Genomic DNA, 15,459 nt, shown 5'->3' with positions numbered 1-15,459 from the left:
CCCCCCCCCCCCCCCCCCCCCCCCCCCCCTCCCCCCCCCCCCCCCCCCCCCTCGGCGAGTCGGCCTTCCTCGGCATCGCGGTGCGCGATATCCAGCACAAGTTCCGCATCGAGCTGGGGCCGATGCCGCAGCAGGACTATGACCGCTTTCTGCCCGGCGCCGATCTGTGCCGGCAACTGCGCGACTGGGTGCGCCAATATCTGGGCATCGAGTTCGTCTGGGAAGTGCGCCTGATCCTGGCGAAGGAACAGGCGCACGGCATCCAGCTCGGCGGCGCGCAGCGATTGGGCCTGAGCAGTTGGCTGGCCGACCATCGGCGACAGCGCGATCTCGACGATCTGATCTTCAGCCCTGAACCGCTGGAAAACCCGTTCTGACCCTATTTCGGCCGGCGCCCTGCGGCGCCAGGCCACCCTGAGACCTGAGGAAAACCATGTCTGAAATCAGCCGCTCGGTATTATTTGGCAAACTGGATAGCCTGTTATTCACCTCTCTGGAAAGTGCGACGGCGTTTTGCAAGCTGCGCGGTAACCCCTACGTCGAACTGGCACACTGGCTGCATCAGCTGATGCAATCGCCGGACGGCGATCTGCAGCAGATCGTCCGCCACTTCGCGCTGGACGAGGCGCAGCTGGCGCGCGACATCGTCGAGGCGCTCGATCGCCTGCCGCGCGGCGCCAGCGCCATCTCCGATCTGTCCGAGCACATCGACAGCGCGGTAGAACGCGCCTGGGTCTATGGCTCATTGAAGTTCGGCGCGGCGCGCATCCGCGGCGGCCACCTGCTGCTCGGCATTCTGAAAACCTACAGCCTGCGCCATCTGCTGAAGGCCATTTCCCCGCAGTTCGAGCGCATCAACGCCGATCTGTTGATGGAGCAGTTCGCCGCCATTACCGCTCACTCGGCGGAAAACGCCGAGGATGCGCCGGCGGAAAGCCGCGCCGAGAACGCATCCGGCGCGGCGCGCAGCGGTGAAAGCGTGCTGGCGCAGTATGCCCAGGATCTGACCGCCAGAGCGCGCGACGGCGAGATCGACCCGGTGGCCGGCCGCGATGAGGAGATCCGGCAAATCATCGATATCCTGATGCGCCGCCGCCAGAACAACCCGCTGCTGACCGGTGAGGCCGGCGTCGGCAAAACCGCGGTGGTGGAAGGCCTGGCGCTGCGCATCGTGGCCGGCGACGTGCCGCCGCAGCTGCGCGACGTGAAGCTGTGCCTGCTGGACATCGGCATGCTGCAGGCCGGCGCCGGCGTTAAGGGCGAGTTTGAAAAACGGCTGCAGGCGGTGATCGACGAAGTGCAGTCCAGCCCGACGCCGATCATCCTGTTTATCGACGAAATTCACACCCTGATCGGCGCCGGCGGCGCCCAGGGCACCGGCGACGCCGCCAACCTGCTGAAGCCGGCGCTGGCGCGCGGCCAACTGCGCACCATTGGCGCCACCACCTGGTCGGAGTACAAGAAATACATCGAGAAAGACCCGGCGCTCACCCGCCGTTTCCAGGTGGTGCAGGTGCACGAGCCGAGCGAAGACAAGGCGCTGCTGATGCTGCGCAGCACCGTCAGCCCGCTGGAGCAACACCACCGCGTGCTGCTGCTGGATGAAGCGGTGGACGCCGCGGTGCGGCTGTCCCATCGCTATATTCCGGCCCGCCAGTTGCCGGACAAGGCGGTGGCGCTGCTGGATACCGCCTGCGCGCGCGTGGCGGTCAGCCAACACGCCGAGCCCGCCCAGGTTGAAGACTGCCGCCATCGCATCGATGCGCTGCAGATAGAGTTGGATATCGCCCGCCGCGAGGCCAAGGTCGGCATCGGCGATCCCCTGCGCCCGCAGGAGATTGAAGCTCAGCTGACCGCGCTGCGCATGGAGCTCGAACAGCTGACCGATCGCTGGCAGCAAGAGCTGGCGCTGATCCAAGAGATCATCACGCTGCGCGCCCAGCTGCACCGGCAGGAAGCGGAGGAGCCTGCCGGCGAAGAAACGGAGGCGGGCCCTGACGCCGACGCGCTGCGCGCCCAACTGGGCGAGCTGCAGCAGCAGCTGAGCGCGCTGCAGGGCGAAGCGCCGCTGATCTTCGCCGCCGTCGACGCCAACATCGTGGCGGCGGTAGTGGCCGACTGGACCGGCATCCCGCTGGGCCGCATGGTGAAAAACGAGATTGAAGCGGTGCTGCAACTCTCCGATACCCTGAACCAGCGCGTGATCGGCCAACGCCATGCGCTGGATCTGATCGCCCGCCGGGTGCGTACCTCACGGGCGCGGCTGGACGATCCGAACAAGCCGGTCGGGGTGTTCCTGCTGGCCGGGCCCTCCGGCGTCGGCAAAACCGAAACCGCGCTGGCGCTGGCGGAAACCCTGTACGGCGGCGAGCAGAACGTCATCACCATCAACATGAGCGAATTCCAGGAGTCGCACACCGTTTCGACGCTGAAAGGCGCGCCCCCGGGCTATGTCGGCTACGGCGAAGGCGGCGTGCTGACCGAAGCGGTGCGCCGCCGCCCATACAGCGTGGTGCTGTTGGACGAGATCGAGAAGGCGCATCCGGACGTGCATGAGATCTTCTTCCAGGTGTTCGACAAGGGCTGGATGGAGGACGGCGAAGGCCGCCATATCGATTTCCGCAACACCATCATCATTCTGACCTCCAACGTCGGCACCGATCTGATCGCCGGGCTGTGCAGCGATCCGGAGCTGCTGCCGGAGCCGGAGGCGCTGAGCGGCGCGCTGCGCCAACCGCTGCTGTCGGTGTTCCCTGCCGCCTTGCTTGGCCGTCTGCTGGTGGTGCCGTATTACCCGCTGACCGACGCCACGCTGGGCAACATCGTGCGCCTGCAGTTGGGCCGCATTCAGCGCCGCCTGGCGGAGAATCACGACATCGTCTGCACCTTCGACGACGCGGTCATCGAGCAGATCGTCAGCCGCTGCACCGAGGTGGAGTCCGGCGGCCGCATGGTTGACGCCATCCTGACCAACACCCTGCTGCCGCAGATCAGCCACACCCTGCTGACCGGCAGCGCCAACGACCAGCGCTATCGCCAGCTGCATATCGCGCTGCAGAACCACGAATTCATTTGTCAATTTCAGGCATAACGCCGCGGCCGCCGAGACGGCGGCCCTTTGAACACAGAGAGTCATCACTATGTCGGGAACCGGGATAACCAAACCGAATTCGAACAGCCTGCCGAGCGGCTATCGATTCAACGAATTCGAGATCCAGGAAGCGATCGGCGAAGGCGGCTTCGGCATCGTCTACCGCGCCTACGATCACCAACTGGAACGCACCATCGCCATCAAGGAGTACATGCCGACCTCGCTGGCGAAACGCAACGACGATCTCAGCATCGGGCTGCGCGGCGAGCGCTTCGGCAAAACTTTCCAGGCCGGGCTGAACAGCTTTATTCAGGAGGCGCGTCTGCTGGCGCGCTTCTCGCATCCCGGCCTGCTGCACGTGTTGCGCTTCTGGGAAGAGAACGGCACCGCCTATATGGGCACCCAGTTTTACAGCGGCACCACGCTGAAAAACCTGCAGGCGCAGCAGCCGGAAAAAATCGACGAGGCGTGGATCCGTCGGCTGCTGCCGCCGCTGTTCAGCGCCATCAACACCATCCATCAGGAAGGCTATCTGCACCGCGACATTTCGCTGGATAACATCCAGATCCAGGAGAGCCAGCTGCCGGTGCTGCTGGACTTCGGGTCGGCGCGCAAAGAGATCGGCAACCTGTCGGACGAAACGGAGATCATGCTCAAACCGGGCTTCGCGCCGATCGAGCAGTACACCGAGAACAGCGACGGCGAACAGGGGCCGTGGACCGATATCTACGCGCTCGGCGCCGTGCTGCACACGCTGATCGTCGGTTCGCCGCCGCCGGTCAGCGTGGTGCGCAGCATCGAAGACAGCTACCAGCCGCTGGCCGAGCGCCGCCCCGCCGGCTACTCGCCGGAGCTGTTGCGCACCGTCGATCGCGCGCTGGCGCTGAAGCCGGAAGACCGCCCGCAGACCATCGATGAAATGGCCGAGCTGTTGCATCTGCCGATCGCCGATGAAAACGAAATCATCAGCACCCCGGCCGCCGCGCCGGAGAACTTATTGGTCGCCGCCAACCCGGCTGCCGCTGCGGCCGCCGCCAGCGCCGTTACCGCGCGCGGCACCCAATTCTCGCGCCCAATGATGGCCGGCGCCGGCGTCGCGGCGCTGCTGGTGATCGGCGCCGTCGCCTGGCTGAGCGGCGGCAAGGACGACGCCCAGGCCGTCGCCCAAAACACCGTGGCGTCACCGGCACAGAAAACCCTGACGGAGCAGCCGAGCGCGCCGCAAACCGCGCAGCCTGCAGCGGCGGAACCTGAAAAAGCGGCGCCACCACCGCAGCCGGTGGCGCTGGTGTACTTCAAACTGCAGCCGGGTGAGCAGGTCAGCCTCGACGGCAAGCCGCAGCAGGTGACGCCGGGCGAAAACGGCTTTGCCAGCCTGAACCTGGCGCCGGGCCGCTATCAGCTGGAGATCCGTCACAACGATCGGCTCCGCCGCCAGCAGCTCAGCATCGACACCGCCGGCACCTGGCTGGTCAACCCGGCCACCGCCGGCTAATCCCGTTCTGAAACTCCGCCTCGGCGGGGTTTCCCCTATTTCATGAGACTGACGAGCAACTGCCCCCTCATTGGCCGCGCGGCAAGGCCGCTGCAACGCCGGAGTATGCAGGGCATGACGTCAATCACAGAGGACGTTCTCATGTTGGATCGCATTATTGCGCACACGCCGCTGGGCCAGGAGCAACTGCTGTTCCGCTCGCTGGACGGCATCGAAGCGCTTTCCACTCCTTTCGACTTCTCTATTGAATTGCTGAGCACCGACGCGCGGCTCGATCGCAAAGCGCTGCTCGGCCAACCGCTGACGCTGGAGATCCCTACCCAGGGCTTTCTCAGCGCCCCGCGCTACCTGAACGGCAAGATCACCGCCATCGCCGTCAGCAGCGAAGAGATCGGCGGCACGCGCTACGCGGTGTACAACCTGCACGTGCAGCCGGATCTGTGGCCGATGACCAAAGACCGCAACTTCCGCATCTTCCAGGAACAGACGGTTCCGCAGATCGTCAAGACCCTGCTGGCGGAGCACAACGTGCAGCTGGAAGATCAGCTGACCGGCGACTATCGCCTGTGGGGCTACTGCGTGCAGTACAACGAAAGCAGCTTCAACTTCATCAGCCGCCTGATGGAGCAGGAGGGCATCTATTACTATTTCAAACACGAGATGGGCAAGCACACGCTGGTGCTCGGGGATGCGCCCCACCACCACCAGCCCTATCCCGGCTACGAGATGATCCCCTACCATCTGACGCCGTCCGGCGGCAGCACCAGCGAGGAAGGCATCAGCCAGTGGACATTGTCCGATCGCGTCACGCCGGGCATCTATAGCCTGGACGACTACGATTTCCGCAAACCGAACGCCTGGCTGTTCCAGGCGCGGCAAAACCCGGCCTCGCCGACGCCGGGGCAGATCGACGTTTACGACTGGCCGGGCCGCTATACCGAGCATCAGCAGGGGGAGTTCTACGCCCGCGTGCGCCAGGAAGCCTGGCAGGCCGAACATCAACAGATCCGAGGCACCGCCACCGCCATGGGCATCGCCCCCGGCAGTACCTTCACGCTGTATAACGCCCCGCATGCCGACGACAATCGCGAATATCTGACGCTGCAGGCCAGCTACCATCTGAAAGAGAATCGCTACGCCAGCGGCGACGATCAGAGCAGCGAACACCGCATCGACTTCATCGTCCTGCCGGCGGACGTGCCCTGGCACCCGCCGCAGCAGGCTACCTGGCCGAAAACCCACGGACCGCAGACCGCCCGGGTGGTCGGCCCGGCCGGCGAATCGATTTGGACCGACAAATACGGCCGCATCAAGGTGAAGTTCCACTGGGATCGCTTCGGGCCGAAAGACGACGGCAGCTCCTGCTGGGTGCGCGTCTCCAGCGCCTGGGCCGGCCAAGGCTACGGCGGCGTGCAGATCCCGCGCGTCAACGACGAAGTGGTGGTGGACTTTATCAACGGCGATCCGGATCGGCCGATCGTCACCGGGCGCGTCTATAACGAAGCCAGCATGCCGCCGTGGGCGCTGCCGGCCGCCGCCACCCAGATGGGCTTTATGAGCCGCACCAAGGACGGCACCGCCGACAACGCCAACGCCCTGCGTTTCGAAGACAAGGCCGGCGCCGAACAGGTGTGGATCCAGGCGGAGCGCAACATGGACACCCAGGTGAAAAACGATGAAAGCCACACCATCGCTAACGACCACACGCATCTGGTGGGCGGTAACCAGATCAAACGGGTGGTGCTCAATCAGGCCACCGGCGTCAAAGGCGAATCCTCCGCGCTGACCGGCAAAACGCGCAGCGACGCCGTGGTCAATGCCTTTACCCTCGGCTCCGGTGAATCGCTGCGGCTCGAGTGCGGCGAAAGCGTGATCGAACTGCTGGCGGACGGCCAAATCAACATCACCGGCACCAGTTTCAATATCACGGTGAAAGAGGATGGCGCGATCAACACCGGCGGCCAGCTGGATCTCAACCAGCCTGGCGGCGCCGCACGCACCGCCGCACCGGGTGGCGGCCATCAGGCGGCAATCCAGAGCGCCGTCGATCAGCTGTTCCCTAACGCGGAGGCGAGTGGTACGCCGGGAAAGCCGGTTAACGCCGCCCCTCGGGCGGCGGCAGCGGCGCCGGCATCTATCACGCAAAATGCTCAATCGACAACAAAACCCGGCAGAATTGATAATCGGGTTGTTGAATCGGTCATGGCCTCTGAAGGGAGTGCTGGAGAACAAGGTGGGCGCCGTGAGTTATATGGATTCAGAAAAGGAAATGGCAATGCCTATGACAAAATCCTTGCTGCTCGTAACCAATACGGCCAAGGCAGCGCTGAAGAGTTTGAGGAAGTATCCAAAGCAATGAGCGCATCAGCGAAGTCTGCAGGTGCACTGAACTTTTCTGATCCAGGAAAACAAGGGGCAATAACTTCATTGGCACATATGCGTGGCTCATCTGGCGCACAAGCGATCCTGAACTCCATGGAGTCCGGACGAATAGTTAAGGCTGATACCTTAACGCCGGAGGCAATAGCCAAAATTGAAAGTATGTCGGCAGAAAGCTTTCAGGATAATTTACTTAAAGCTCGGGTAGAATACGATAGAGCAATATATGGAGATACCATCACGACGCAGGGTGGTAAACAGTACAACTGGTGGGCACGTTATGGTAATGGCCTTCAAAAGCGGTATGCCCGGGAAGCAGAAGAATTTTTAAAATTATCAAACGAGTGATTTATGTTCAAAAAAATCTTATTACCTACATTGTTTGCTGCTTCTTTGCTTTGCTCCATTGAATCCACATCAGCGATAGGTTTGTTACAATATAACAAAATCAACACAGTAAGCGGGCTGGTCAACGATAAAGCGGTCACTGACAATCTTAAAAGCATACTGGGTCAAGACTATGAAAAGTACATCAACAACTTTGATGTGTTCGGTGAACCTCATTCAACCCCAGGTGGTGGGTTATTTGTTGAAGGCTGGCTAAAAGATCTTTATCTGGAAAATGCCTCTGCTCTGGTCATCAATCCCGATGGGAAAATTTATGTCGCCTGGGTTGTACCTGATTCTGATATCATAAATTACAAATCATCTGATAAAGATTCCCCTATTAATAATGATATTCTGCATTGGGCTGCACGCTTCAAAGACATGCATTTTTCCTCAGACAGCAAAAGAAATAAGGTGAGGACTGAGGAAGAATACTTTGACACACAGTCATTCTCTATCAAGCTCATGACTGTTTGCATCAGTAAAGGAAACTGTAATGATGCTACTTATTATGGAGAGCGTAAAAAAGATGGTGCTGCTGTAACTTTGCAGGGAAAAGTTACACGTGCTGATTGCAATACAGTCCCATGCCCAATAATCAGTTATGAGTTTAAAAATGCATCGACGACCTACATGCTCAGTAAAATTGATAACACACTGACAGTTATAAAGAATGGTAAGATATTAATGAATCAAAAAGGAACTTGGGGGAAATAGCCACCACAACCGCCACCGAGTGATTCCAAGGCACTTGATTCCAAGACGCTAAAGTGAGACTTGGCCTATCTACCTACACCGTATAGATATCAAACGGCCTATACCTCAGTGCGAGTGACACTCCCTCCTCTTGTCACCGCACCTAAACCGAACAGGAATGACAATCACAGGCTGAATCGATATCCCCTATCGATTCAGCCTTTCTGCGCATTAAGCCACCCTCACCACTTCTTCACCGTCTGGTAAATATCGAGGTCGAAATAGCCGTCGGCCTCGCAGTCGTTGAGATAGTGCTCATAGCTCACCCCCTCAACCGGCTGGTAGCCGCTGGCCGGCAGCAGCTTCTGATAGAACTCGCCCCACACCCGCTCGAAATCGCCATCGCTGATGCGCACGTGGTAGACCGCATACTGCCCGGCGGGCAGCGTCTGCACGGTCACGCCCGCGCTGCCCGCCGGCAGCGCGAAATCGTCCGCCACGCTCATCACCACGTCGGCGCGCAGCTTTTCCGGCGCCACTTCCGCCGGATCGTCCCAATACAGCACCAGCCATTTGCCGAACGGCACGTCGTGGCGCTGCCGCCATGCCAACAGTTGCTGCGAGCCCTGCGGGATGGTCTGCGGATACGGCCCCACCACTCTCACTCCCACCACCTTCTCCGCCGCCTTATCGATAATCCTCACGCTCATCGCCCTTCCCCCTCACAATGTCTCAGGCACCGATTTCGGTACGCACGTCCAGCAACTCGGGGAAAAAGGTCAGATCCAACGCCTTTTTCAGGAAGCTGACGCCGCTGGAGCCGCCGGTGCCCGACTTAAAGCCGATGATCCGCTCCACCGTTTTCATATGGCGGAAACGCCACAGATGGAAACTCTCTTCGATATCCACCAGCTTCTCCGCCATTTCATAGGCTTCCCAGTAAGTTTGCGGGTTGTCGTAGATCACTTTAAACGCCGGCAGCAGATCCGGGTTGCGCTGGTAGGGCTGCGTCCAATCGCGCTCGAGACACTCCTGCGGGATCGGCAAGCCGTGGCGCGCCAGGTACAGCAAGTATTCGTCGTACAGGCTCGGCGCTTCGAGGATCGCCTTCAGCGCGGCGTGCTTTTCCGCGTCGTTGCTGAACACCGCCAGCATGGCGGCGTTCTTGTTGCCGAGCAGGAATTCGATCGACCGGTACTGGTGCGACTGGAAGCCCGACGAACTGCCCAGCACGTCGCGAAACTCGACGTATTCCGACGGCGTCAGCGTTTCCAGCACCGCCCACTGTTCGAACAGCAGCCGCTGGATCTGTTTGACGCGCGCGAGGATTTTGAAACAGTGGCTGAGTTTGTCCTGCTGCACCAGCCGCAGCGCCGCCTGCAGCTCGTGCAGCATCAGCTTCATCCACAGTTCGGAGGTTTGATGCTGTATCACGAACAGCATTTCGTCATGATGCGGCGGGTCGGAGAGCGGGTGCTGGCAGTCCAGCAGTTGGTCCAGGCACAGGTAGTCGCCATAGCTCATGCGTTTGGAAAAATCGGTGACAATCGCGCTTTCTAATTCCCGTTTGTTCATCTGTGATCTCCGTTGCGCCCAGCGCCCCATCGGCCTGGAACGTGCCGCAAAGAGAAAACAATAGTACAGAACCCGCCGCCCCGAAGGGCGATAAACGAGAGATGCTTCGCAGATCTCACTCATCTGCGTTAACACAGTGCCCCCGCCCCCGTTGTTGTTTAGTAAACAACACGGCTGCCGCCTGACGACTCTCACAAATGCGCGATCCTATGCACGCGGCGCCCCGGTTGCAGCTTGCCTGCGGCCGGCTTCCCTTATAGATTGCAGGCTAACGGCAGGCAGCAAGGTATCGGCAAATGGCAAATATTCGTGATGTGGCGCGGTTGGCCGGCGTGTCCATCAGCAGCGTGTCGAACCTGCTGAATAATCGCAGCCACCAGATGAGCGCGCAGACCCGTGAGCGCATCGAACGGGCGATGGCGACCCTGGGCTACCGGCCGGCTCAATCGGCGGCGGCACCCGCGCCGCAGGCGAAAATAATCGGCCTGCTGCTGCCGTCGATCGTTAACCCGAGCTTTTCGGCGCTGGCGCATGCGGTCGACGGCGCGGCGCGGGCTCACCGTTACCGGGTCTTGCTCGGCAACGCCTACCGCCAGGAGCAGGAGGAGGCCGCGTTTATCGACGATATGTTCCTGCACGGTGTGCGCGGCATCATCGTGGCGGCGAGCGACATTCGCCAGACCCATTTTGTTCGGGCCGCCGAGCGCGGCATGAAGATTGTCAGCTACGACAGCCCGTTTGCCGAGCAGATGGCCACCGACAGCCGGTTGTTCGACAGCGTGTCGATGGACAATATCGCCGCCGGGCGCCTGGCCGCGCAGCACCTGCTCGAACGCGGCTGCCGACATATCGTGTTCGCCACCGAAGCGACGCTGACCGTGGGGCGCAGCCACAAGATCGACGGTTTTCTGAGTGCGCTGGGGCACAGCCTGAGCGAACGCCAACGGGTGATCGAAGGCAAGGCCACCAGCGCCTACGGCGACACGGAAATGTTCGAATTGGGGCTGACGCTGGCGCCGCGCGTTCTCACGTTGGCACCGCGCCCGGACGGCATCGTGGCGATTAACGATGCGTTGGGCATCGGGCTGATGGTGGGCCTGCGCGCCGCCGGCGTCCAGGTGCCCGCAGACATCTCGGTGATCGGCATCGACAATATCGCGCTGGCCGGCCTGGCCGAACCGGGGCTGACGTCCGTGCGGCCGCCGCTGGCGGAGATGGCGCAGCTGATGGTCGAACGCCTGATCGGCCGCATCAACAATGATTCGCAACCGCCCGGCGAGTTTCTCTTCCCGCCGACGGTCATCAGCCGGCGCTCGGTCAAAACCGCCGGTTAATACGGTAAAAACGACTTTCCCAGACGATGCGCAGTCGGCATCGTCCGGATCGTCACAGCTAAAAGCAGAAAAAATAGAATCGTCGCAATAAATAAACGGCGCGACGCTTTTATGCACGCAACGTCGTTATTCAGCTCTCCGCTCATTGCTTTGGGCCGGGACACTATTATTCCGATTAACCACATGGGAAAAACCATGATGAAAAAAACAATGCCAAAGGATATTGAGCGCAGCGCCATCAGGAAATTGACGCTGCATATTGTGCCCCTCATGATATTGTTGTATTTCCTGGCCTTTCTCGACCGCAACAATATGGCCTACGCCGCCAAAGCGCTGGAAGATAATTTGGGATTGACCGCCTCGGCCTTCGGCTTCGCCTCCGGGATTTTCTTTATCGGCTATTTCCTGTTTGAAATACCCAGCAACGCCGGCACCATAAAATTCGGCCCGCGCATCTGGTTCGCCAGAATATTAATTTCCTGGGGCATCTTCGCGACCCTGCTCGGTTTTGTGCGCACGCCGCTGGAGCTGTATATTTGCCGTTTTATGCTGGGCGTGTGCGAAGCCGGTTTCTTTCCCTCGGTGGTGTATTACTTCACGGTGTTTTTCCCGGAAAAGTACCGCACTAAAATTCTCGGCATGTTCATCATCGTCCAACCGCTGTCCAACGCGGTCGGCTCGCCGATTTCCGGCTTTATTCTCAATATTCAGCATGACGGGTTCGGGTTCGCCCCCTGGCAGCTGCTGTTCATCCTCGAAGGGCTACCGCCGATCGTCATCGGCCTGTTGATCCCATTCCTGATCAAGAACTCGCCCAAGGATGTCGGCTATCTGAACGTGGAGGAAAAGGCCTGGCTGATGAGCAACGCCGGCCGCTCCAAATCCGGCTCTAAAATCACGCTGAGCGACTTCCTGAAAGGGATTAAAAACAAGAAATACCTGCTCTACGCGCTGCTCAACTTCGGCATGGTGTGCGGCATTTACGGCTTCGGCACCTGGCTGCCGTCGATCATCAGCGCCATTTCCGGCGGCGATATCTTCCGCGTCAGCCTGCTGGCGCTCATTCCCTACGGCCTGGCCGCGCTGCTGGTCTATCCGTGGAGTCTGTGGGCCAGCAAAACCAAAAAACTCGGCGTGTTCGCCGGCCTCAGCATGGTGATCGCCGCCATCGGCCTGATGGGCGCGGTGACATTTTTTAAATACGACCCGTTCGTCGCGCTGTCATTCCTGTGCATCGCCGCCATCGGCATCTATACCGCCGTGCCGCCGTTCCTATCCATGCCCGCCAACATTTCCACCGGCGCGGCCGCAGCAGCCGGGCTGGCGGTGGTGAGCTGCATCGGCAATATCGGCGGTTTCGTCGCTCCCTATGCGGTGGGCGTGCTGAACGATCTGACCGGCAGCAGCGCGCCGGGGCTGTTTTTCCTGGCTTCGTGCCTGCTGGCGACCGGTTTGATCTGCATTTTCTACTGCGCCAAACAGCGTGAAGGCGTCATCAATTCTTAACGAACCAATAAGGAGTCAATCATGGGCGATCTTGCGGGCAAAAAGGTCTTTATCACCGGGGCGGAACAGGGCATCGGCCGCGCCACCGCGGAGCGGCTGATCAAGGCCGGTTGCGACATCTATTTTCACTACCACAGCGACGAAAGCGGCCCCAAAGCGCTGGTGGCGCTGGCCCATTCATTGGGGCAAAAGGCCGCCTACGGCTACGCCGATCTCATCGATACCGACGAAACGCTGCGCTGCGTCTCGGCCGGCGCCGAGTTGCTCGGCGGCATCGATATCCTGATCAATAACGTCGGCGGCATCGTCGGGCGCAAATGGCTGGGCGAGATCGACCGCACCTTCTGGCAAACCGTGATCGACGTGAACATGACCACCATGCTGAACGTCACCCAGAGCGCGCTGCCGCATCTGAAAGCGGCGCCGGACGGCGCCAGCATCGTTAACCTGGCCTCACAGGCGGGCCGCGCCGGCGGGCACGCCGGCTCGCTGGTCTATTCCGCCACCAAGGGCGCGGTACTCACCTGGACGCGCTCGCTGGCGGCGGAGCTCGGCGAGCACGGCATCCGGGTGAATGCGGTGGCGCCCGGCCTGATCCTCGGCACCCGTTTCCACAATCGCCACACCACCCAGGCATCGGCGGAGGAAACCGTTCGCGCCATCCCGCTGGGCCGCGCAGGCACACCGGACGACGTGGCGCGCGCCATCGCCTTCCTGGCGGCGGAATACGACGGCTTCATCTCCGGCGCCACTCTCGACATCAACGGCGGCATCTACCGCATGTAATTCAGCTGCGGGCGGCGCGCTTGCCGCCCGCCCATTCAGGAATCGCTTTATGATCAAATCCGCCATCACTCACCCGCCGCTGCTCGCCGCGCTGGCGCAATGCGGGCATAAAACCCAGGTGCTGATCGCCGACGGCAATTACGCCTGCATGACGCATGCGCCGAAAGACGCCACCGTGGTCTATCTGAACCTGGCGCCCGGCACGCTCGCCGCCCCGCCGATCCTGGAAAAACTGCTGGCCTGCATCAACGTGGAAAGCGCGGCGCTGATGGCCTGCCCGCCGGACTTCACCAACACCATCGAAGCCGAATATCGGCAGCTGCTGCCGGCACATTGCCCGATCGAGCACCTGCCGCGCGAGGCGTTTTACGCCGCGGTCAAATCGGATCGAACGCTGCTGGTGATCGCCTCCGGCGAACGGCGCCGTTTCGCCAATCTGCTGCTGACGGTGGCGCCGGTGGTGTGAAAGAGGTAGAGGGTGTGAGGGGTAAAATGAGGGGGCCAGCCCCCTCATGCCGTTACAGGTCAGCGACCCACTTCTCCAGCTCCCCCGCACGTTCCGCATCGATATAGCTGGTGGCCCAGCCAAACAGGTAAGCGAAGGCGAAAATGCCCACCGTCGACGACACCAGCGTCGGCGCGAAAAACGCGGCGATAGCGGAGAGCGTATACCCTGCGCCGATCGACAACCCGAGCGCTTCGAGCTGGTTGCGGAACGCTTTCCAGTTGCCGGTTGAGAAACCTTCAATCGCGGTGTTTACCAGATCCGCGCCTTTGATCGCCCAATCCACCCCGGTGAAGACCTTGCCCAATACCCGCGCATTGCGGGCATACTGTTCCGCATCGATCATTTTCAGCCAGGCGACAATCGCCGCTTTGTCCTGCGCCTTGAGTTTTTTGTTCAGGCCCTTCGTCAATTGCTCGTAGGTTTTCTCCGCATCTTGCACGTTGCGGATATATTTTCCTTGAATTCCCGCCTCCAAATCCTTGGCGAGTTTGGCGTATTTCGCGCCGATCTTTTCCGCGATATCTTTATTGATACCTGCGGCCAGGCTGACGCCATCCTTGATGGCTTTTAATTCCGCATTTTGATATTCGACGAATTCCTTAACGATCGTTTTTACCGAGCCGGGCGATTTTACCGGCTTGCCGTTGGCATATTTCACCTCCATGGCATTCAGATTATCCCCTCTCACCACGGCGATAAACGCGGGCCGGTTCTTATTGGCCTTATAGTAGAGGCTGTAGGTCGCCACTCCGTCTTGCTTTTCCACCTTCAAATGATGAAAACCGTAGTAACTCCCGGTCGTGCGGGTCGTCGAGAATTCGCCGGTTTTGCCGTTGCCATGCCAGCCGCTGACGGGCCGATCGCGATGCGAGTCTGTCACGAAACTGCCTAACGAAGAGGCGCCGATCTGCCCGGCATTCAGGCCATTGTTGCCGCCTTTGCCAGGGGTTGAGGGCTTGCGCGCATGGCCGGTTTCGATATCCCCGATCGCCACTGTCACCCCCTTGGCGTTGACCCCCATCACCAGCCCCCCCAGGCCAATGTGCTTCGCCTGATCGGCCGTCAAACCGGTGGCGGAAAGGCTCAGCGTGCCGGATGGGCTGACGCTTTCAATATGCAATTTCGCATCCGGGTTAATTCTGCGCGCCGCCTTAATCACCGCCTCCAGCTTCATGCGCAGCGCCGGATCGTTTTGGATCGCCGCTATCTGTTGCTGTTCCGGGCTGTTGCCAACGCCGGCGCCGCCGCGATCGCGATCGCCGGAATGGCCTTTATCGCCGCCCCCCGGCTCAGGGCCCGTACCGCGTTCAGAACTCCAGTTAGTCCCATCTCCTTTACCACCATAATTAAATCCAGGCATATGCTTTCATCCTTATTTCGTTTTATTTTTAAGATGCCGATATCCTCGTTTAACGCGGATTGACACGCGCGTTATCCCTATCGGCAAACCGTTTTTAGCTGCCCGTCATTTATAAAAAACTGCAGAAATAAGGACAACGGATGGCGGCTGTCTGGTCGGTGAAACAATCAACGAGCCAACGCATGCGCGCCTTTTGCAATACAGGCGTTAAAGACCGAAATATCCAAGGGACATATGTGATCAAACAGCGCAAAACGGTGAATGGCGAATAAAGGGAGGCCATACGCGCCCTGCCGCCAGGCGGCCAGCGACGCATCCGGGTTCTGAACTCGGGGGGGTGGC

Annotated in this window: 12 protein-coding genes; 9 read left to right on the top strand and 3 right to left on the bottom strand. The window is 60.5% G+C overall.

Going from position 1 to position 15,459, the window contains the following annotated elements:
- The 5 genes from ACJ8PN_RS09265 to ACJ8PN_RS09245 form a co-directional block, all read left to right on the top strand.
- On the top strand, positions 1-377 hold a 377-nt coding region (locus ACJ8PN_RS09265; RefSeq protein ID WP_442534845.1), incomplete at its 5' end, for a type VI secretion system baseplate subunit TssG.
- 56 nt (positions 378-433) lie between these two features.
- Positions 434-3,091 carry a type VI secretion system ATPase TssH gene (tssH, locus tag ACJ8PN_RS09260; RefSeq protein ID WP_442534844.1) on the top strand — a complete coding sequence of 886 codons (2,658 nt, stop codon included), beginning with the start codon at positions 434-436 and terminating at the stop codon, positions 3,089-3,091.
- 49 nt (positions 3,092-3,140) lie between these two features.
- Complete coding sequence (locus ACJ8PN_RS09255; protein WP_351106238.1) at positions 3,141-4,586, top strand: serine/threonine protein kinase; 1,446 nt, start codon at positions 3,141-3,143, stop codon at positions 4,584-4,586.
- A gap of 141 nt (positions 4,587-4,727) precedes the next feature.
- Positions 4,728-7,313 (top strand): type VI secretion system Vgr family protein, encoded by a 2,586-nt coding sequence (locus tag ACJ8PN_RS09250; protein WP_442534843.1) that lies wholly within the window; start codon positions 4,728-4,730, stop codon positions 7,311-7,313.
- A gap of 3 nt (positions 7,314-7,316) precedes the next feature.
- Positions 7,317-8,069 (top strand): hypothetical protein, encoded by a 753-nt coding sequence (locus ACJ8PN_RS09245; protein ID WP_437188735.1) that lies wholly within the window; start codon positions 7,317-7,319, stop codon positions 8,067-8,069.
- A gap of 221 nt (positions 8,070-8,290) precedes the next feature.
- Here ACJ8PN_RS09245 and sbmC read toward each other — a convergent pair whose 3' ends face one another.
- Both sbmC and kynA read right to left on the bottom strand, forming a co-directional pair.
- Positions 8,291-8,758, bottom strand: a complete 468-nt coding sequence (gene sbmC / locus ACJ8PN_RS09240; protein WP_082996663.1) for a DNA gyrase inhibitor SbmC — start codon at positions 8,756-8,758, stop codon at positions 8,291-8,293.
- Positions 8,759-8,780: 22 nt separating this feature from the next.
- Complete coding sequence (gene kynA, locus ACJ8PN_RS09235) at positions 8,781-9,623, bottom strand: tryptophan 2,3-dioxygenase (protein WP_442534842.1); 843 nt, start codon at positions 9,621-9,623, stop codon at positions 8,781-8,783.
- A 296-nt stretch (positions 9,624-9,919) separates the two neighbouring features.
- Here kynA and ACJ8PN_RS09230 point away from each other — a divergent pair, with 296 nt between their 5' ends.
- The 4 genes from ACJ8PN_RS09230 to ACJ8PN_RS09215 all read left to right on the top strand — a co-directional run bounded on the left by ACJ8PN_RS09230 (position 9,920) and on the right by ACJ8PN_RS09215 (position 13,715).
- Positions 9,920-10,957, top strand: coding sequence for a LacI family DNA-binding transcriptional regulator (locus tag ACJ8PN_RS09230; RefSeq protein WP_171454275.1), 1,038 nt, complete (start codon positions 9,920-9,922; stop codon positions 10,955-10,957).
- 210 nt (positions 10,958-11,167) lie between these two features.
- Positions 11,168-12,463, top strand: a complete 1,296-nt coding sequence (locus ACJ8PN_RS09225; RefSeq protein ID WP_442534841.1) for an MFS transporter — start codon at positions 11,168-11,170, stop codon at positions 12,461-12,463.
- 21 nt (positions 12,464-12,484) lie between these two features.
- The gene (locus tag ACJ8PN_RS09220) at positions 12,485-13,249 is read left to right on the top strand and encodes an SDR family NAD(P)-dependent oxidoreductase (protein ID WP_442534840.1); all 765 of its coding nucleotides are present in this window, start codon (positions 12,485-12,487) and stop codon (positions 13,247-13,249) included.
- Between the two features lie 49 nt (positions 13,250-13,298).
- On the top strand, positions 13,299-13,715 hold the full coding sequence (locus tag ACJ8PN_RS09215; protein WP_171454278.1) for an RbsD/FucU domain-containing protein: 417 nt from the start codon (positions 13,299-13,301) through the stop codon (positions 13,713-13,715).
- Positions 13,716-13,767: 52 nt separating this feature from the next.
- Here ACJ8PN_RS09215 and ACJ8PN_RS09210 read toward each other — a convergent pair whose 3' ends face one another.
- Positions 13,768-15,117: a colicin-like pore-forming protein gene (locus ACJ8PN_RS09210; RefSeq protein ID WP_351106250.1), complete on the bottom strand. Its 1,350-nt coding sequence runs from the start codon at positions 15,115-15,117 to the stop codon at positions 13,768-13,770.
- Positions 15,118-15,459 lie beyond the last annotated feature (342 nt).

Source organism: Serratia sp. CY76391 (genome assembly GCF_052166695.1).
Classification (GTDB): domain Bacteria; phylum Pseudomonadota; class Gammaproteobacteria; order Enterobacterales; family Enterobacteriaceae; genus Serratia; species Serratia nematodiphila.
This window is presented reverse-complemented; position numbering and strand designations above follow the sequence as displayed.